Source organism: Streptomyces lonarensis (assembly GCF_012033735.1).
GTDB lineage: Bacteria > Actinomycetota > Actinomycetes > Streptomycetales > Streptomycetaceae > Streptomyces > Streptomyces lonarensis.
The window spans coordinates 1-17809 of the sequence record NZ_JAAVJD010000108.1; the positions used below are offsets into that span (position 1 = coordinate 1).

The window sequence follows — 17809 nt, forward strand, 5'->3', positions numbered from 1 at the left end:
CCCCCGACCCACCGCCGGCCCCTCCCGATCCACCGCCCCCCGACGCCCCGTCCCCCGAACCGCGGAGCGCACCATGGCCCCCTCACTCGCCCTGCTGCTGGCCCTCGCCCTGTCAGCCGCCCTCCCGGCACCCCGCGCCCTCGCCGCCGCCCGCTGGCCCGACCGCGACCCGGTGCTCGCCCTGCGGCTGTGGTGGTGCCTCATCGGCACCGTCATGGTCTGCTGCCTCTGCGCCCTGGTGCTCTGCGCGGCGGCGGCCTTCCCCACGGTGCACGCGCAACTCTTCGCCCCCGCGCCCGAGTCGGTGCTGCTGGCCTACGCCGCCGGTCCCTCCGCCCCCTGGGCCACCGCGCTCGCCGCGCTGCTGGCCGCCGGCGGCCTCTGGACGGCGCTGGTCGTCCTCCGGGAACTGCTGCGCGACCGGAGCGCCCGCCGCGCCCACCGGCGCGCACTCCACCTACGCGCGCCCCAGCTGCCCGACGGACTGGCCGGTGGGACCACGGCGAGCGGGAGCGCGCCGGGCGAGGCGCCCGGCGCACTGCTGGTGCTGGAGGACTCCTACCCCGACGCCTGGTGGCTCCCCGGCCGCGACGCCCGGCTGGTCGTCACCACCGGAGCGCTCCGGCTGCTCCGCCCCGAGGAGCTGGACGCGGTCCTCGCCCACGAACGGGGCCACGCCCGCGCCCGCCACCACGCCCTGCTGCGGCTCGCGACCGCGCTGGGCGACGGCTTCCCGGGCGTCCCCGTCTTCGCGGACCTCCGGGCGCAGACCCACCGCCTGGTGGAGCTCTGCGCCGACGACGAGGCGTCGCACCGCTGCGGCCGCCTCACCGCTGCCGTCGCGCTCATCCGGCTCAACGAGCACCGCGGCGTGCTGAGCTGCTCCTCCAGCCGGGGGCTGATGACGCATCGGGTGACCCGGCTGCTCGACCCGGCGCCCGCCGCCCCCGACCTGCCCCACCGCCGCCGCGCCACCGCCCTCGCACTCGGCGCGCCCCTGCTGCCGCTGCTCATCGCCTTCGCCCCGGGGCTGCTCGCCCTCCGGTGACACAGGGCCGCGTCTCACCGCCCCGGTCCGGCCCCCGCGGCACCGGGCCGCGCTTCACCGCCCGGACCTGCCCCCGTCGCACGGGGCCCCGGTCCGGGGCCCGGTCGGACCCCCGGCCCGCGCCCCGCCGCGGCCGCCGTGTCGGCCGCCGCCGGCTCCCCGTCGCCCGCCGCCGCGTCGCGGTACCAGGCCGCGTGGGCGGCGAACCGCTCCCGGAACGCGTGCTGCGGTCCGTGGCCCACCCGCTGCCAGATCCGAGAGCTGTCGTACCAGTGGTCCGTCGCCACCCGTGCCAGCCGCTGGGCGTCGGCCGCGGTGGCACGCGCCAGGCGCCGCACCAGCCACAGCGGCAGCCCCCACCGGGGCACGGCGACGCCCAGCACCCCGCCGACCCGCTCCCCGACCTCCCGCAACCGGACCGGCTCCGGCTCGCAGACGTGGAAGACCTCCCCGCCGCCGCCCTGCCACGGGCCGGTGGCGAGGTCGGCGACCACCGTCGCCAGGTCCTCCACCGACACCACCGACAGCCGGGCGCGGCCCCCCGCCGGCCACACCGGCGACCTGCGGAGCAGCGCGGCGACCCCGGGGACGAACCACCGGTCGCCCTCGCCGTAGACGAAGTGCGGCCGCAGCACGGTGCCGCCCGCGGCGAGCACCGCCTCCTCGGCGGCCAGCCGCGAACGGCTCGTCACCGAGACCGGGTCGGGCCGCAGCGCGGATTCGGCGGCGCCCCGGTGCGGCCCGAGGCCGTAGACGGCCGCGGTGCTGAGCAGGACGAACCGGCGGACCCCCGCCCGGCGGGCCTCCGCCACCAGCGCCCGGGTGCCCGCCGCGTTGACGGCCGCGCAGCGCTGCGGGTCCTCCCCGATGTAGGAGGCGAGGTGCAGCACCGTCGCCACCCCCTCGCAGACGCCGCGCAGCGACGCCGGGTCCGTGACATCGCCGCGCACCACGGACCCGGCCGCGCCGGCCGCGCCCCGCGGCACCGGCCGCTGGTGGACGAGCAGCCGGAGCCGCGCCCCGCGCTCCGCCAGCGCCCGGCGGGTCGCCGAGCCGACGAACCCGGCCGCGCCGGTGAGCAGGATGGTGCCGTCCGCGGTCACCCGCGCCCCCTCGTGGTGTGGTTCCGACGGTTCCTACGCTTCCGATGGTCGATCATGCCGCCGCCCACGCCGTCAGGGCGAGGCCCAGGTAGACGGTGACGAGGAAGGCCAGCGCGGGCGGCACCGGCCAGTCCGCGGCGCGCCCGGTGAGGAACCGGCGGGCGGCCCACCCGACCCACCCCGCCGCGGCCACCGGCACCCAGGCCGGCGCCCCCGCGACGCCCGGCACCCGCCAGGGCGGCAGTACCACCAGCACCAGCAGCACCGCGCCGGCGGCCGTCCCCAGGGTGAGCGCGGTTGCGGGGCCCCGGCCCAGCGCGGTGGAGTAGTACTGCTGCCCCGGCCGGTCCGCCCGGCTGGTCTTGCGGGCAAACTCCACGTGCAGGAAGGCGCAGACGCACACCGCGACCAGCGGCACCGCCACCCAGCCCGGCCCTGCGCCGTGGGAGTGCCGGTACACCAGCCAGACGTGGACGCTGAGCAGCAGCTGCACCGGGTAGGTCACCGCAAGGTTGAGCAGCATCGACTCGCGCACCCGCCGGGACCGCCGCTCCAGCCACGGCAGGGCCGCGGCGTACCCGACGACCGCGGGCAGCACCGCTGTCGCGGCGGCCCCGGAGACCGGCACGAGCAGCAGCAGCGCGGCGGTCACCAGGCAGACCGCCGCCCGCAGCTCGCCCCGCGTGACCGCACCCCGCACCAGCGGCCGCTCCGGGTGGTGGACCCGGTCGTACGCCAGGTCCTTCCACTCGTCGACCGCCCGCAGGCAGCAGAGCACCAGCCACAGCGCCAGCGCGGTCAGCACCGTGCCGCCCGTCGGCCGCCAGCCGGCCACGGCCGGGTCCAGCCGGGCCAGCGAGCCCTCCAGCGCGAGCGTCCACAGCAGGGCGTACACCGCGTACACCTGCGGCGGGCAGCGTTCCAGCACGAAGCGCCCGAGCCGCCCGGCCGTGCGCGTCACGCGCACCCGGCCCGCCGTTCCGGACCGGTCCGGTGCCCCCGGTGCCGTCGCGGTGGTCATGCGCGCACCTCCCCGTCGTCGTCGAGCAGGGTGACCGTCCCGGTCGAGCCGTCCATCTCGACGCGGCAGCCGTCGGGGATGCGGCTGGTCGCACCGGGCAGCGCGACGATGGTGGGGATGCCGAACTTGCGGCCGGTGATCGCGGTGTGCGACAGCATCGTCCCGCGCTCCACCACGATGCCCCGTGCCCGGAGCATCAGGAACAGCCACCCGGGGTCGGTCTCCCGCGCCACCAGGATCACGTCGTCCCCGGCGGGCACCGGTCCGTGCGGGTCGAGGACGACGCGGGCGGTGCCGCGCACCGTGCCGCGGCTGGAGCCGAGCCCGGCCAGCGGCCCCCCGCCCCCGGCGGCGTCCCCGGCGTTCCCGGCGCCCCCGCTCCGCGTGGCGGCGGGCGCCGGGAGCGAGGTCGGCACCGCGCCCATCGTCGCGAAGTCCAGGGGAAGTTCCGGAGCGGCGTGCTCGTACGCGCGGCGCCGCGCCTCGGCGACGGCCCGCAGGTCGCCGGCGACCCCCGTGCCGTCCACCGACCCCAGCACCTCCTCGTGCGTCAGGTGGAAGACGTCCTCGGGGTCGTTCAGCGCCTTCCGCTCCACCAGCCAGGCGCCGAGCGCCAGATGGACCGCGCGGGAGACACCGAACAGCTCGCTGCGCCGGTAGCGGGAGTCCTCCCGGTACCGGATCAGCCGCCGCAGCCGCTCCAGCAGCGCGCGCACCACCGCGCGGCGCAGCGGCCGCCGCCGCAGCGCCGCCGCCAGCCGCTCCTCGGCGCCGGCCCGGATGCCGTCCTCCGTGCGGCGCAGCTCCTCGGCGGTGCGGCCGCCGCGGGCGTGCTCCGCGACCAGCGGCAGCAGCAGCCACGGCCGCACCCGCGGCGTCGGCTGCTCCAGCTTCAGCTCCTGCAACCCGCGGTCGCCAAAGCGGCGGAGGTGGGCGTCGGCGGCGGCGGTGAACTCCGCGCCGAACCCGCCCTGCCGGACCCGCTCCCAGACCTCCTCGGCGGGGCGGTCGGCCACGGCGGCGAGCAGCCCGGGGGCCTCCCGGGCCGTCTCCGCGAGCCGCAGCAGCGACATCACGGCGGCCACCGAGCGGTTCTCCTCGCCGCCGCAGAGCAGGTCGCCGAGGAGCCCGGGCTCGCCGACCCAGCGGTCGAGCAGCCGCTCGGCCGCCCCCGTCCCCATGGTCAGGAAGAGGTCGTTGACCAGGGTGACACCCCAGTGGTCGCCGACCTCCCGCCACAGCCGGTGCGTCCGCTCGACGGTGTCCAGCGGGTCGGCCGCGTGCCAGTCGGTGTCCCGCAGCGTCGGGACGAGGGCGTCCCACCACCGCTCGTAGGCGCGCACCCGGCGGTCGTGGGTCAGCAGCAGCCGCCCCACCCGCACCGCGGAGCGCGCCATCCGCCACCGGTGCGCGAGGGTGCCACCGCGCAGCGAGTCCCGGCCGCTGTCGGGCGTGGTGGTCAGCCCCATCATCTGCTCCCACCGGGCGCGGCCCAGCGCGAACAGCGGCACCTGCCGGTGCAGGTGGTACCAGGCGGTCAGCGAGTAGTGGATGCGGTGGTGGAGGAAGCCGATCATGCTCGCGAGGTGGTGCCGGTTGCCGTGGATCGTCCGCTCGTCGACCCCCAGGTCGCGGTAGAGGTCGTGGAAGATCGTCCGGTAGAACAGCTGGGCGTGGCTGTAGGTCAGCGCGGTGGTCGTCCCGGGGAAGCTCTCGGTGATGTTGGCGCTGCTCCACAACCGCTGCCGTCCCAGATCGAGCACGACCGGCCGCGACTGCAGGATGTGGACGCGGCCGTCTGCGGTGAGAGTGCCCTCGATGTCCTGCGGCGCGTCGAAGAGCTCCGCGATCCGTTCGCCGAGCCGGGCGATCCGCCACAGCTCCGCGTCGTCGAGCACGGGGACGTCGCGCTCCGCGTCGGGGACGGGCAGCAGCGCCGTGCCGGAGGGCGCGTGCGGGTCCCGGTCCACGCGCTGGTCCTTGTGGGACAGGCGCCGGGTGAGCGTGGCGGTGGCGGGGTCGAGGAAGAAGTGGTCGACGGGGACCCGCTCCTGGACGACGCCCTCCCCGATGCCGTGGGCGGCGGCCACCACCGGGCGCCGCGCCCCGGTGGCCGGGTCGCAGGTGAACAGCACGAACGACCGCCGGCCGGGAACCATCTCCTGCACCGCGACGGCCACCGAGAAGCCCGTCAGCTCCAGCCCCTGCGCGTGGCGGTAGAGCAGCGACTCCGCGTTGTACCCGGAGGCCCAGCAGAGCCGGACCCGCTCGGGGACCTCCTCGCGCCGCACGTACAGGTAGCTGTCGCTCATCCCGGCGAACGGGTTGTCCGCCGAGTCCTCGCTGTCGGCCTCGTCCGCGCCCACCGTGGAGGAGCGCACCGCCACCGCGGTGTCCGGGGCGAACGCGGTGTCGAACGCGGCGAGCAGGGCCGCGTCCAGCGTCGGGTCGGCGGCAGCCGTGGTGATCAGCTCCCGCGCCGCCGCGGCACCGGCGGTGATGGCGGCGGGGTCGTCGAAGTCGACCTCGGCCAGCCGGCGCCGCAGCCGGGGAAGGTGCGGGGCGAGCGCCTCCTCGCAGGCCCGTGCGGAGAGGGCGAAGAAGGCGGGGACGGGGAGGCCGGCCTCCCGCATCCGGGCCTGGCGCGCGAGCTTGGGCCCGGTGAGCGCGGAGTCGGTCAGGGCCCGGCCGGTCAGGATGTGGCGCATCGTCACCACACCGCCGGTATCAGGCGGCGGCGGCCGCGGGCGAACTCGGTGTACCCGGGCACCTCGGCCAGCGCCCGCTCCTCCACCAGGATGCGCCGCACCAGCGCGGGGACCAGCAGCACGAGGAAGGCCGCCACGCTGAGGGGGTTGAGGAAGAACGCCACGAACCCGGCGTGCGCCAGCAGCATCCCCGTGTAGGCGGGGTGGCGCAGCAGCCGGTACGGGCCGTCCTGCGCGACGCGGTGCCCGTCCACGGTCCGGACGCGGTGCGAGTAGAACCGGCCGAGGGCGCGGATCGCGGCCAGCCGCAGCGCGATGCCGGCCGCCAGCGGCAGCAGCGGCAGGAGCAGCAGCGGGGACCAGCTCTCCCACGGCAGCGGGCCCCAGACGGCGGCCAGGCCGGTGGCGAACCGTGCGGTGCCGTAGAGCACCTCGGTGCCGCGGTCCGCCTCGGAGCTCTCCCCGCGCGAGGTGCGCAGCGTGACGCGGGCCTCCAGCAGCACCCAGCCGAGGTAGAGGGCGATCAGCAGGGCGGCGGTGCGCCGGACGGGGTCGTGGGCGTCGGCGAGGGCGCGGACCAGTGCGGCGGCGATGACCGCCAGTCCGACCGCGAAGAGCACGACGGGGAATCTTCGGAGGAACCAATGCATCGGAGGTGCCGCGTCCTTTGTCCTGGAGGGAACGTTTTTCCTGTTGCGGTGGGCCGCGCTATATCCGGCCCGAGGCGCGCAGCCGCTCGTAGCTGCGCCGGGGCAGCATGGTCACGCCGAACCCGACCGTCCCCAGGGCGGCCGACCGGTCGGCGGCGCGCACCTCGACCTCGATGGCGCGGCTGCGCCCCGCGGTGGCGCGGTACCGGCTCCACAGGTGCAGCCGCTCGGCGGCCGGGGCCGGCGCGGGGGTGGCCGGCGCGGGGGTGGTCGGAGCGGGGGTGGCGACGGTGATGGTGGTGAGCAGGAACTGCCAGTCCAGCGGGACCTCCGCCACCAGATGGCCCGCCATGGTGGCGAACTGCCGGGCGCACTCCACCAGCAGCGTCGTGGGATGGACGCCCGCCCCGTGGCCGTCCCGCGGCGCGAGGAGGTCGGCGCGGAAGCCATCGCTCTCCCGGCTCAGCGGCCCCACCAGCACCGCCTCCGGCCGCCACTTGTGCACCAGCCGGGCGTCCGCCGCCCGTCCGGGCCGGGGGCGCGGTACGCGGGCGGCCCCGCCGCCGGGGCCCGGGGCGGTGGCGGCGCGGGCCCCGCCGAGCAGGACCGTGCCCCCGCAGACCTCGGCCCCGTCCTGGACCACTCGCACCGTGTAGCGGGCTGCGCCACCCGCCCCGGGGTCGGGCGCGACCTCCACCCGCGCGGGCGGGTCCGGGCGGCACAACCGGGTGAGCCGCAGCTCCAGCGCGGCGACGTGCCGCGGGCCGTACGGGCCGTCGGTCGGGGGCGCGCCGACGGGGGCGGCCCGGTCGGCGGCGTGCGCCGCGGTCCGCAGCATCCCCTCCAGCAGCAGCATGCCCGGCACGTGGTCCAGCGGGTGGTCGTAGAAGAACGGGTCGGACTCGTCCACCCGAAGCCGCCCGGTCCAGCCGTCCGGGCCGGGCCCGGGGGCCCCGCCGGGGGAGCCCGGCTCCAGCTCCGTCAGCACCCGCCGGACCGCGGGTTCCGCGGTCGGCGCCACCGGTGGTGCCTGTCGTGGCATGTCGGTCTCCCGTCGTGAGGAAAGAGGTGGCCGCCCGGCGGCCGTCGGGGCCGGGCCGCCGCGGGCACGGCGGACCCCGGGCCCCGCGCCCGGACGCTGCCGGGCGGGACCGTCGGTCGGTTGGTGCGGGTGCGGGTGCGGGTGCGGGTGCGGGCGCGCCCCGCCGGGGGTGTCCGGCCGGGGGCGGGTCAGGCCCGGCGGCGGCGGACGACCAGGGCGGCGGCGACGGCGAGCAGCGCGAGCGCCGCGATGTCGATGCGTGCCACCCGGACGGTCTCCGACCCCAGATCGGCCGTGGTGTAGGCGAACAGCAGGAACGACCCCATGCTCACGGCCGCGGCCGTGAGCGCGGCCGGCCGCAGCGCCGGCAGGAACGCGGCGACCAGCAGGCCCACCCCGACCAGCGCCAGCAGCACCGCCCGGTGGCGCAGCAGCATCGTCAGGTCGGCGCTGTCCGGGCCGTCGGTGCTCACCCCGTACGCCGTGTCCATCCGGGCCGGGGCCAGGGCGACGTAGCCGGGCAGCAGGTTCACCGCGCCCACGACGACGAGCAGGGCGGTGATGAGGCGGTCGGTCCACATGGCGGTGAGGTCTCTTCCGTCGGTGTCGGGCGGCGGGCGTCGGGGGGTCACGGGGTGCGGTGGGCCTCCCGCTCCAGCTGCCGCAGGTACGCCCGCAGCAGGGCGCGGGCCGGGCGGGAGCCGAGCGGGAGCCGTGGCGCGCGGTCGCGGTGCCACGGGAGGCGGGAGCCCGCGGGGGCGGGCCCGGTGAGATGGGAGGCGACGTACCGGCCGTGCGCCGCGGACATCGCCAGCCCGTGGCCGCAGCAGCCGCCGATGTACCAGATGTCGGGGTGGCCGCCCACGCGGCCGACGACCGGCAACCCGTCGGCGGTCATGCCGATCCGGCCCGACCAGCGGTAGGCGACCGGCACCTCGGCCAGCCCGGGGTGCAGCCGGCGCAACCGCTCCTCCAGCAGGCGCCGGGCCGCGTCCCGGGAGGGCGCGTCCTCCTCCTCGGGGAGCGGCGCGTGGCTCACCCGGCCGCCGCCCAGCACCAGCCGCCCCTCGGGCGTCAGCCGGAAGTAGGGCGCCGGTGCCGCGCTGTCGACCAGCGCCGTGCCGCTCTCCCCGCCCAGCGCGGCGCGCAGCTCCGGCGGCAGCGGGGCGGTGGCCAGCGCGTGCACCCGCAGCGGCAGGACGGTGCCGACCGGCAGTCCCAGCCGGCCGGCGTCGGCGTTGACCGCCAGGACGACCTTGCGGGCGCGCAGCGTCCCCTCGGCGAACCGCAGTTCGGTGGGGGTCCGGCCGTCTCCCGGCCGGAGACCCAGCAGCGGGCTGTCGCCGTGGAACCGGGCCCCCTTCGCCGCGCAGGCCGCCGCCAGCGCGCGGGTGAGCGCCGCCGGGTCGAGGGTGGCGGCGCCCGGGTACAGCAGCCCTGCGTGGTACGGCACCCCCACCCGGCGGCGGATCTCGGCGGCGGACAGCACGGGGACGGTCAGCCCGAGCGACCGGTACGCCGCGTCCTGGCGGGCGAGCGAGGCGAGCCCGGGCGCCGTGCGGGTGGCGACGATCTGGCCCCCCGGGCGCAGCCCGGCCGCGGCGCCCACGGTCGAGCACAGCTCGACCACCCCGGCGACGGCCGCCTCCGAGGCGAGGTGCGCCGCCCGGGCGACGGACGGCCCGAACCGGCGGACGGCGACGTCGATCGGCGGCCCGACGCGCGGCCCGAGCAGGCCGGTGCCCCGGCCGCTGGCGCCGGCCGCCGGGTGGCGGGCGTCGATGACGGCCACGTCGGCCGCCGGGTCCCGGTCCAGCAGGTGGTGGGCGGTGGCGAGGCCGGCGAGTCCCGCGCCGACGACGGCGATGTCGGCGGTCAGCCCGTCGGTGACCCGCGCGGCGGGGGCGGCCGGTGCCTCGGGCGCCGCGGACCAGGGCGGGAGGTCGGCGAGCGGGAGGCTCATCGCGCCCCCTGCTCGAGGAGGGTGTGGAAAGCGCGGTCGTGCCAGATCAGCGGCCGGCCCGGCCCGGAGCGCAGCGCGGTGAGCCGTCCGACGACCAGGCAGTGGTCCCCGTAGGGGCGGATCTCCTCCGTGCGGCAGACCGCCCAGCTCAGGGCGTCCGCCAGGACGGGGGCGCCCAGGCTCTCCTCGTACGACTCCGCGGCGAACCGCTCCGCCGGCGGCGCCGACGAGAACCGCCGGGCGCGCCACGCCTGGCCCTCCGCCAGCAGGTGCACGGCGAACCTGTCGCGGGCACGCAGGGCGTCCAGGGTGCGGGAGGAGTGGGCCAGGCAGAGCAGCAGCAGCGGCGGCTCCGCCGAGAGCGAGGTGACGGTCGAGACGGTCGTGCCGACGGGGCCGTCGTCGGTGGACGCCGTGACGACGGCGACCCCGGCGGCCAGGCCGGAGAAGAAGTCCAGGCACGGCTTCCTGCCGGGCACCGGCTCCGCCTCGGGTCCGCTGCTCGGCGCGCCGGCTATGACGTGCGGCATGGGGGCTCCTTCCTGTCCGGGGGTGCCCGGTCGGGCGTGCTCGTGATGCGACGTGCGGGTACGGCGTCGGGGGTACGACGTGCGACGTGCTTCGGCGGCGGCCGGGACCGGCGGACGAGCCGGCGGGCGGGAGCGGTGGTGCCGGGCGGTGCGGGCGAGTGGCGGCGGTGCGGGCGGGTGGTGGTGCGGGCGGGTGGTGGTGCGGGCGGGTGGTGGTGCGGGCCGGGGCCCGCCCGGTCACCGCTCCCGTTCGGCCTCCAGCGCGTCCCGCAGCGCGAGCAGGGTGGTCCGCATCGTGGCGCGGTTGCGCGACCGGCGCCGGACGACGCCGGTCACCAGCGGCGTCACGGCGGTGAGCGCCGCGCCGAGCGGGCCGGACCGGCGGTCGTGCCACTCCTCGCGCACCTCGCACCCCTCGGGCAGCGGGCGGAACCGGTACGCCCACCCGGCGACGGGGATGCCGAGGAAGCTGACGTGGAAGGCGAACGCGCGCCCGGGGTCCGCCTCGACCACGCGGCACAGCGTCGGCCAGGGCAGCCAACGGGCCCGGTTGCGGCCGACGAAGCGGGTGCCGACCCGCACCGGGCCCTTGCCGAGCACCCAGGCGCCCTTGCACTCCGGACTCCACTCGCCCATGCGGGCCACGTCGCTGACGGCCGCGTAGGCGGTCTCGGGCGCCACCCGGACGACGACGGACTCGCTCATCCGGGACGGGGTGTCGGCTTCCTCGGGGGTCGCGGCGGTCTGCTCGGTCATGACGGGTGCGGTCCCTTCGCGGTGGCGGTGGAGGCGGGCTGCGGCACGTCCGGGGGGCCGGTGGGCCCGGCCGGGGCGCCGGTGCCGGGTACGGCGGGCGGGTCGTGGCGGCGGAACGGCAGCCACCAGTTCCACCGGCTCATCAGCCGCATCGAGGCGGGCACGATCAGCAGCCGGATGACGGTGGCGTCCAGCGCGATGGCCAGGGCCATGCCGAGGCCGAGCTGCTGGATCGGGATGATCCCGGTGAAGGCGAAGGCGGAGAAGACGGCGACCATGAGGACGGCGGCGCCCGAGATCAGCGGCATCGTGTCGGCCATGCCCCGCGCCACGCTGCCGGTGTTGTCACCGGTCGCCAGGTAGTCCTCGCGGACCCTGCTCAGCAGGAACACCTCGTAGTCGGTGGAGAGGCTGAACAGCAGCGTCACCAGCAGGACGGGCACGAAGTTGGTGAGCCGGCCGTCGGCGTCCAGCCCCAGCGGTCCGCTCAGCCAGCCGTCCTGGAAGACCAGCACCAGCACGCCGTAGGTGGCGCTCACCGACAGCAGGTTGATGGCGATGGCCTTCAGCGGCAGGAAGAGCGAGCGGAACGTGAACAGCAGCAGCAGGTAGATCACGGCGAGCATGGTGGCGATGACGGGGAGCAGGGCGTCCTCGATCACCTTGTTGGCGTCCACGCCCTCGGCCGTCTCGCCGCCCACCACCACGCGCCAGTCGCCGGCGGCGGCCAGCAGCTCCGCCTCGGCCCGGACCTCCTCCAGCAGCCGCTGCACCGCCTCGGAGGAGGCGGTGTCGTCGCCCACCACCTCGATGAGGAGCGTCGTGCCGTCGGCGGAGACGAAGTGGCCGATGGTGGCGCGGGCGTCGCCGGGCAGTGCTCCGGTGTCCGCCGGGACGAGGAGCGGGTCCTGCGGGTTCACCGCGCGCAGCGTGGCGATCGCGGAGTCGACGCGGACCGTGCCGGGCAGCGCGTCCAGGGCGTCGTGGAACTCCAGCAGCGCGGCCCTCGCCGCCGGCGGCATCTCCTGCACGGGGTCGGGCGCCGAGACGACCACCTGCAACGGTGCCGCGCTGCCCACCCCGAACGCGTCGCGGGCGGTGTCGTACCCCTGGCGGACCGCGGTGTCCGAGGGGACGACCCGGGCGTCCGGGGTGAACGTCTCCAGCCGCAGCGCGGGCAGCGCCAGCACCACCATGGCGCCCACCCCGACGGCGAGGAACAGCACCGGGCGGGCCATCACCCGCCGGGTGACGCGGGTCCAGCGCTCACCGCGGTCCGAGGCGTCCCGGGGGCGCCCCACCCGGCCCCATTCGATACGGGGGCCCAGGATGTGCAGCAGGACCGGCAGCAGCAGCACGCTGATCAGCACCGCCAGCGCCACCACCACCACGGCGCCCAGCGCCATGGAGCGGATCACCCCGAGGTCGACCAGGAACAGCGTGGACATCGCGGCGACGATGGTCAGACCCGAGGCGAGGACCGTCTCCCCCGAGGTGCGCAGCGTGCGGGCCATCGCCCGCTCGACGGCCTCCCGCGAGGAGTCGCCCTCCGCCCGCAGCTCGTCCTTGAACCGCATGATCATGAAGAGCGAGTAGTCGACCCCGACGCCCAGCCCGAGCATGGCGGCGGCGCTCTGCACGAACACCGACAGCTCCACCTGGCGGGCCACCACCGCCAGCAGCCCGAAGGCGAACACCACGGCGGTCACCCCCACCAGCAGGGTGGCCAACGCCGCCGCGACACTGCGGAAGATGAGCAGCAGCACCAGCAGGATGATCGGCAGGGTCACCACCTTGGCGAGAATCAGCCCGCGCTCGCTGAGGTGGTTGACCTCGCCCCACAGCGCCGCCTGGCTCACCAGCGACACGTCCAGCTCCTCGGGGCCGAACCGGGCGTCGAGCCGCTCCTGGATGTCGGGCAGCACCCGGCGCGCCGTGCCGTCGTCGAGGTCGGAGCCGACCCGCACCAGGGCGGTGCGGCCGTCCTCGCCGAGGAACGCGCCGCGGTTCTCCTCGTCGGTGAGCGTGGTCCAGCCGTAGCTCTCCGAGGCGCGCAACCGGTCGTCCCGCAGGACGGCGTCGGCGGCCTCGCCGACGCGCGCCTCGAACTGCGGCTCGCCCGACCGGTGGCGGTGGTCGGTGATCACGACGGTGACGGAGGTGGCGCCGCGCCCCTCGAACCCGTCGTCGGCGAGGCGGGCGGCGGCCTCGGCGGAACCGGAGCCGGCGGCGTACCAGCCGCCCCCGCTCAGCAGGCCGGGCAGGGTGAACGCCTGCACGCCGGCGACGACGAGCAGCAGCAGCCACACCGCGGCCAGCGGGCGACGGTGACGGCCGGTCAACCGCGCCAGGCGGGTCGGGACACCGGAGCGGCGGTGTCCCTCCGGGCGCGGTCGGTCGTTGCGAAGGTTCATGCGCGGATCGGGACTCCGTGGTCGCGGTCGTCGGTGAGGATCTCCATCAGCGCCCGGTCGGACGCCGTCAGGCGTTCCACCCGGCCGGTCGCCTTGTTGGTGATCTGGAGGTCGCACCGGCCGATCTTGGTGTTGAGGCAGTGCTTGATGCCGCCGGGCGGGTTGTAGTAGTTGAGGCCGACGAAGTCCGCCGGGGCCGCGGTGAACCGGCCGCGGACGGCGACCGCCTCGTCGGAGCTGGCGAAGTCCCAGTAGAAGTAGCCGAAGTCGCCCTTGGCGCGGAGCGCCCTGCCGAGGGAGGAGAGCTGGTACTCCCGGTCGTGGTGGCGCAGCACCAGGAAGGTGACCTTCGGCGTCATGACGGGCCCGGCCACGCGGGTCCGGCCGGTCACGATCTCCAGGAACGTCTCCGGCTCGCCGTCGAACCCGGCGACCTGGCCGAAGGCGTAGTGGTCGGTGTGGCGGCTGCCCCAGTTGTGGTTCTGGCTGCCGGTCCAGCCGTCGATGTCGACGGTCTCGCCGTCCACGGTCAAGGTGCCGGAGTAGGTCGCCAGCGGCAGCCCGACGAGGCTTTTCGCCTTGGGGAAACCGCCGGTGTACATCCGCGGCGGGAGCAGCAGCAGCGGGGGCTCGGACCCCTTGTACGTCAGGTCCCAGCCGATGCGGCCGTCCGTGCCGCGCGCCTCGCCGCGCAGCGCGCCCGGCTCCAGGACGCTCCCGTCGATCCGCGCGCCGAAGGAGTCCGGGGAGAAGTGGCAGTCGGCGATCGGGTGCTCCTCCTTCGCCACCACGTGCCGGCCGGTGGTGCCGTCGAAGTGGACCGCCCACAGCTCGCCGATGGCCGACTCGGGCATGCCCTCGGGGCTGAAGACGGTGTAGCGAATCCAGAACGCCCGCGGCTCTGTGGGGTGGTTGCCCCGCTGGTAGAAGCTCTCGTAGTGGCCCGCCCGCTGCCCCGGGCGGTACTGCGTCCAGTTCAGGCGTGCGGCGTCCGCGGTGCTGGGGTCGATGTTCATCGGTCCGTCTTCCGTTCGGTGGCGGTTTCGGAACTGCTCGGGGGGCGCCGGGACGGCGCCGGGCGCCGTAGGCGTGGGCGGCGGGAGCGGGGTGCCGGGGCGGCGGCCGCGGCCTGGGCGGGACCGGCCGCGACCGTTGCGCGGCCGGTCAGCCCGTTCCGGTCGCCCGGGACCGCGTGTGCACGGTCATCTCCATGCCGTACCGCGGTCGCAGCGTGATCGACGCCTGGTTGACCACGCGGTGCGCCGGTACGTGGCGGAACTCGTACCGCCGCACCAGGGCGGCCAGCAGCAGGTGCGCCTCCATCAGCGCGAAGTGCTTGCCTATGCAGAGGTGCGGGCCGGCGCCGAAGGGCATGTGGGCGAACCGGTGCCGCCCCCGCTTGCCGTCGGCGGAGAACCGGTCCGGGTCGAAGCGCTCCGGGTCGTCCCAGTGCCGCTCGTGGCGGTGGATGTTGAAGAGGTCCACCAGCAGCCGGGAGCCGGCCGGCACGGTGTACCCGCCCAACTCGGTGTCCCGCAGCGCCAGTCGCGGCACGATCGGGGCCGAGGGGTACAGCCGCAGCGCCTCCTCGAAGACCTGCAGGGCGTACGGCATCGCGGCGAGGTCGGCCATGGTCGGCATGGCGTCCCCGAGGACGGCGTCCACCTCCTCCTGCACCCGGCGCAGCACCTCGCGGTGGCGGGAGAGCAGGTAGAACGCCCAGGTCAGCGTGATGGCGGTGGTCTCGTGGCCGGCGCCGAAGGTCGTGATGACCTCGTCGCGGACCTCGCGGTCGCTCATCCCCAGGCCGGTGTCGGCGTCCCGGACGTCCAGCAGCATGTCCAGCAGATCCGGCGTGCCGTCACCCCGCACCGTGCCGGCGGCCGCCGCCGCGCGGCGCTCCGCGATGATGCCGTAGGTCATCGAGTCGATGCCCTCCATCACGCGCCGGAAGCGGCGGTTGCGGGGGGTCGGCCAGTGGGTCGGCGGGCTGAAGGGGTTCTGCAGCCGGTCGAAGGCGTAGTTGATCGCGACGTCCACGGCCTCCGGGCTGATGCCGTCGCGGGTCTGCTCGACATCGGTGCTGAACATGCAGCGGCTGACGATGTCGAGGGTCACCCGCATCATCTCGCCGTGGATGTCCACGACATCGCCGCTGCGGTGGCTGCGCGCCATGTGCGCGACCTGCGCCGCCGTCGACGCGGACATCGACTCGTACATGCGGGCGATGGCCTGCTTGGTGTAGATCGGCTGCATCATGCGCCGGTTGCGCATCCAGCTCTCGTGGTCGTCGCTGGTGAGCAGGCCCTCGCCCAGGATCAGCCGGAGCGGGTTGTCCGGCCCGAGCTTGCCGTAGGAGGCGCTGTCGGTGAGCACCTCCGCGGCCAGCTCGGGGCTGGAGACGCCGTGCACCACCACCGGGCCGAGCCGGTACCGCACCAGGTCGCCGTGGTCGCGCCACCCCCGGTGCATGGCCAGCAGGATGTCGCGGCGGAAGTCGAGGATGCTGCCCAGCACCGGCAGCCCGCTGCCCTCCGGCGCGAGGGGCGCGGAGGGGCCGGCGGCCGTCGCGGGCGCCGGTGCGGCGGTGGTGCCGGTGTCCGTGTCCGAGGACGTCGTCATCGGTGGTCCCCCCCCTCTCACTTCCGCGCCAGCGCGCAGACCCAGCCGAGCGACCGGCGCGGCTCCGAGACGAACCGGCCGTCCTCGAAACCCGCCTTGGTCAGCATCTCCACCAGATCCGCCCCGGAGAGGATGCGCAGCCCCTCGCGCTCCGACCGCTCCGTGAACCGTCGCCCGAAGTATCGCTGGATCGGCGAGGGCTGCTCGGCGGCCTCACGGCTCATCTCCAGCGTGATCGCCACCTGACCGCCCGGCCGGAGGACGCGGTACGCCTCGGCGAGGCCCCGCATGGGGTCGGGCCAGAAGTAGAAGGTCTCGATGGCGCTCACCTGATCGAACGACGAATCGGGGTACGGCAGGTTGCCGGCGTCGCCCTCCTTGATCTCCACCCGGCCCCGGGCGATGCCGTCGACGTTGCGGCGCACGGACTGGCGGACCATCTCGGGCGAGTAGTCCACGCCGGCGACGAACCCGCTGCTCGCCCGGCGGGACAGCAGCTCCACGGCCATCCCACTGCCGCAGCCGATGTCGAGGACCCGCTGCGAGCGCCGCACGTCCATGTGCTCGGCCGCCCAGACGGTGAGGGTGCGGTGCTGCCGTGCCATCAGGTGGCCGACCAGCGTGCCGGCGCGTCCGGTGGGCCGGCGGAAGTTGGTCTCCACCACTTCGAGCGGCCGCTTCAGCAGTCTGTCGATCATGCGCATGTCCTTCGCTCGTCGCAACGTCCGAGAGGCGCCGGCGACCGCCGGCGGAATCCACGGCTGGGCCCGGCGGGAACCGGGCGGGAATGACGGGGGGCGAAGCGGCCGGCCCGTGGCCGGTCCGGCGCCCGGTCGGGCACCGGCGGCGGACGGCCGCCCCGGGCGCACCGCCGGGGCACGGCGTCGGACGGTCGGCGGAGAGGGCAGGATTCGAACCTGCGGGGGCTTGCACCCGATCCGGATCGCTCCGAATCCCCGTTGGGCCACTTCGGGTACCTCTCCCGGTCGAGGAGGCGGTGGGACCGCGCTCCTGCCGTGCCCCAGATGCTTCCGGAGCGGGCTGAGATCCCGCTGAGATCCCCCTGAGACGGCGTTCCGTCCCGGAACGGTCGCCGTCGGGGGAGTGGACGGTCGGCGGCACGGGCAACAACGAGATGCCCTCGGGGTACGGGGAGAGGGCCGCGAGGGAGGGGAACGCCATCAACGAGGAGACGTCCGGACCGGCGCCGTTCGCGGCGGGGGAGGCCGACGACCCGGGCTGCCTGCGCCCCGGCGAGGCGCAGCGGCTGCTCGCCCGCGCCCGGTGGCGCAGACTCGTCGTGATCGGGGACATCCCGGTCGAGAGGTCGGCCGAGCCCGTGCCCGGGTACGCGCCGTGGCCCTGGTACGACCGGGTCGCCGCCGCCCTGCGGGAGGTCGCGGCGCACCTCGCCTACCTCAACCTGCTGGGGCGGCGTCCGGTCGCCGCCGCCCAGGTGCGCTCCGTGCAGCTGCCCGCGGCGCTCGCCTTCCGCGGCGACCTCGCCCTGGTCTGCTGGGGCGCCGGGTACGCGCCGCGGGAGTCGCCGGACCTGCGCGGCCCGACCGCGGAGCTCACGCGGACCGTCGCCCCGCTGCGCGACGCCGGGTACGACGTGGCGCTGGTCGGGCTCGGGCCCGCCGCCCGCTCCGGGGCCGCCGTCGTACCCGTGCCCACGCCCGGCGCCGTCGGCGTACCCGCCGCCCGCGCCGTCGGCGTACCCGCCGTCGCCGGGGAAGCCGGCCGTGGTGCTCCCGTGGTGCGGGGCCGCCGCGTACGGGTCGTGGTGGCCCGCGCCGCCGGGCGCGGTCGCCGCCGAGCCGCCACCGTGGGGGCCGCCGCCGTGCGGACCGGCGGGCGGTGCGGCAGCGTCGGACGCCTCCGGGCCCTGCCAGGGGGCGGCCGGACCGCGGTGGTCGCCGTGGCCCGCAGGCCGGCCGTCACGCCCCGCC

The 17809-nt window shown here is 76.4% G+C and carries 15 protein-coding genes and 1 pseudogene; 2 read left to right on the forward strand and 14 right to left on the reverse strand.

The features are described from left to right. Window positions 1-73: 73 nt before the first annotated feature. Complete coding sequence (locus HCN56_RS14575) at window positions 74-1048, forward strand: M56 family metallopeptidase (RefSeq protein ID WP_167971195.1); 975 nt, start codon at window positions 74-76, stop codon at window positions 1046-1048. A 14-nt stretch (window positions 1049-1062) separates the two neighbouring features. On the opposite strand, the gene HCN56_RS14580 is transcribed toward HCN56_RS14575, so the two are convergent. From HCN56_RS14580 to HCN56_RS14645, 14 genes and pseudogenes are all read right to left on the reverse strand, one after another. Next, a complete protein-coding gene (locus tag HCN56_RS14580) occupies window positions 1063-2151 on the reverse strand; it encodes an NAD-dependent epimerase/dehydratase family protein (RefSeq protein ID WP_312871234.1) in 1089 nt (362 codons plus the stop codon). Window positions 2152-2203: 52 nt separating this feature from the next. Continuing rightward, complete coding sequence (locus HCN56_RS14585; RefSeq protein ID WP_167971196.1) at window positions 2204-3172, reverse strand: UbiA family prenyltransferase; 969 nt, start codon at window positions 3170-3172, stop codon at window positions 2204-2206. Then, window positions 3169-5880, reverse strand: coding sequence for a PEP/pyruvate-binding domain-containing protein (locus HCN56_RS14590; protein WP_167971213.1), 2712 nt, complete (start codon window positions 5878-5880; stop codon window positions 3169-3171). The genes HCN56_RS14585 and HCN56_RS14590 overlap by 4 nt, the downstream gene beginning before the upstream one ends. A 2-nt stretch (window positions 5881-5882) precedes the next feature. Beyond that, window positions 5883-6530 (reverse strand): methyltransferase family protein, encoded by a 648-nt coding sequence (locus HCN56_RS14595; RefSeq protein WP_167971197.1) that lies wholly within the window; start codon window positions 6528-6530, stop codon window positions 5883-5885. A 58-nt stretch (window positions 6531-6588) separates the two neighbouring features. Further along, window positions 6589-7572: an AfsA-related hotdog domain-containing protein gene (locus HCN56_RS14600; RefSeq protein WP_167971198.1), complete on the reverse strand. Its 984-nt coding sequence runs from the start codon at window positions 7570-7572 to the stop codon at window positions 6589-6591. Between the two features lie 188 nt (window positions 7573-7760). Beyond that, window positions 7761-8204 carry a phosphopantetheine adenylyltransferase gene (locus HCN56_RS14605; RefSeq protein WP_167971200.1) on the reverse strand — a complete coding sequence of 148 codons (444 nt, stop codon included), beginning with the start codon at window positions 8202-8204 and terminating at the stop codon, window positions 7761-7763. Beyond that, complete coding sequence (locus HCN56_RS14610; protein WP_167971202.1) at window positions 8201-9535, reverse strand: NAD(P)/FAD-dependent oxidoreductase; 1335 nt, start codon at window positions 9533-9535, stop codon at window positions 8201-8203. The genes HCN56_RS14605 and HCN56_RS14610 overlap by 4 nt, the downstream gene beginning before the upstream one ends. Then, on the reverse strand, window positions 9532-10065 hold the full coding sequence (locus HCN56_RS14615) for a flavin reductase family protein (protein ID WP_167971204.1): 534 nt from the start codon (window positions 10063-10065) through the stop codon (window positions 9532-9534). The genes HCN56_RS14610 and HCN56_RS14615 overlap by 4 nt, the downstream gene beginning before the upstream one ends. A gap of 237 nt (window positions 10066-10302) precedes the next feature. Beyond that, complete coding sequence (locus HCN56_RS14620; RefSeq protein ID WP_167971206.1) at window positions 10303-10821, reverse strand: SRPBCC family protein; 519 nt, start codon at window positions 10819-10821, stop codon at window positions 10303-10305. Next, window positions 10818-13235: an MMPL family transporter gene (locus HCN56_RS14625; protein WP_167971208.1), complete on the reverse strand. Its 2418-nt coding sequence runs from the start codon at window positions 13233-13235 to the stop codon at window positions 10818-10820. Before HCN56_RS14625 ends, HCN56_RS14620 begins: the two co-directional genes overlap by 4 nt. Beyond that, the gene (locus HCN56_RS14630) at window positions 13232-14251 is read right to left on the reverse strand and encodes a hypothetical protein (RefSeq protein ID WP_209312746.1); all 1020 of its coding nucleotides are present in this window, start codon (window positions 14249-14251) and stop codon (window positions 13232-13234) included. The genes HCN56_RS14625 and HCN56_RS14630 overlap by 4 nt, the downstream gene beginning before the upstream one ends. Before the next feature lie 148 nt (window positions 14252-14399). Beyond that, window positions 14400-15857, reverse strand: a complete 1458-nt coding sequence (locus tag HCN56_RS14635; protein WP_167971209.1) for a cytochrome P450 — start codon at window positions 15855-15857, stop codon at window positions 14400-14402. Window positions 15858-15874: 17 nt separating this feature from the next. Then, window positions 15875-16555, reverse strand: a complete 681-nt coding sequence (locus HCN56_RS14640) for a class I SAM-dependent methyltransferase (protein ID WP_167971211.1) — start codon at window positions 16553-16555, stop codon at window positions 15875-15877. A 198-nt stretch (window positions 16556-16753) separates the two neighbouring features. After that, a pseudogene (locus tag HCN56_RS14645) lies at window positions 16754-16840 on the reverse strand. Window positions 16841-16992: 152 nt separating this feature from the next. Between HCN56_RS14645 and HCN56_RS14650 the strand changes: the two are divergent. Continuing rightward, on the forward strand, window positions 16993-17809 hold an 817-nt coding region (locus tag HCN56_RS14650; RefSeq protein WP_167971212.1), incomplete at its 3' end, for an SGNH/GDSL hydrolase family protein.

Bases quoted from the DNA above. Each gene is read 5' to 3' on its own strand.
- HCN56_RS14630 (WP_209312746.1), bottom strand. From the start codon at position 14,251: ATGAACATCGACCCCAGCACCGCGGACGCCGCACGCCTGAACTGGACG.
- HCN56_RS14635 (WP_167971209.1), bottom strand. From the start codon at position 15,857: ATGACGACGTCCTCGGACACGGACACCGGCACCACCGCCGCACCGGCG.
- HCN56_RS14610 (WP_167971202.1), bottom strand. From the start codon at position 9,535: ATGAGCCTCCCGCTCGCCGACCTCCCGCCCTGGTCCGCGGCGCCCGAG.
- HCN56_RS14640 (WP_167971211.1), bottom strand. From the start codon at position 16,555: ATGATCGACAGACTGCTGAAGCGGCCGCTCGAAGTGGTGGAGACCAAC.
- HCN56_RS14600 (WP_167971198.1), bottom strand. From the start codon at position 7,572: ATGCCACGACAGGCACCACCGGTGGCGCCGACCGCGGAACCCGCGGTC.
- HCN56_RS14590 (WP_167971213.1), bottom strand. From the start codon at position 5,880: ATGCGCCACATCCTGACCGGCCGGGCCCTGACCGACTCCGCGCTCACC.
- HCN56_RS14595 (WP_167971197.1), bottom strand. From the start codon at position 6,530: ATGCATTGGTTCCTCCGAAGATTCCCCGTCGTGCTCTTCGCGGTCGGA.
- HCN56_RS14615 (WP_167971204.1), bottom strand. From the start codon at position 10,065: ATGCCGCACGTCATAGCCGGCGCGCCGAGCAGCGGACCCGAGGCGGAG.
- HCN56_RS14620 (WP_167971206.1), bottom strand. From the start codon at position 10,821: ATGACCGAGCAGACCGCCGCGACCCCCGAGGAAGCCGACACCCCGTCC.
- HCN56_RS14625 (WP_167971208.1), bottom strand. From the start codon at position 13,235: ATGAACCTTCGCAACGACCGACCGCGCCCGGAGGGACACCGCCGCTCC.
- HCN56_RS14585 (WP_167971196.1), bottom strand. From the start codon at position 3,172: ATGACCACCGCGACGGCACCGGGGGCACCGGACCGGTCCGGAACGGCG.
- HCN56_RS14575 (WP_167971195.1), top strand. From the start codon at position 74: ATGGCCCCCTCACTCGCCCTGCTGCTGGCCCTCGCCCTGTCAGCCGCC.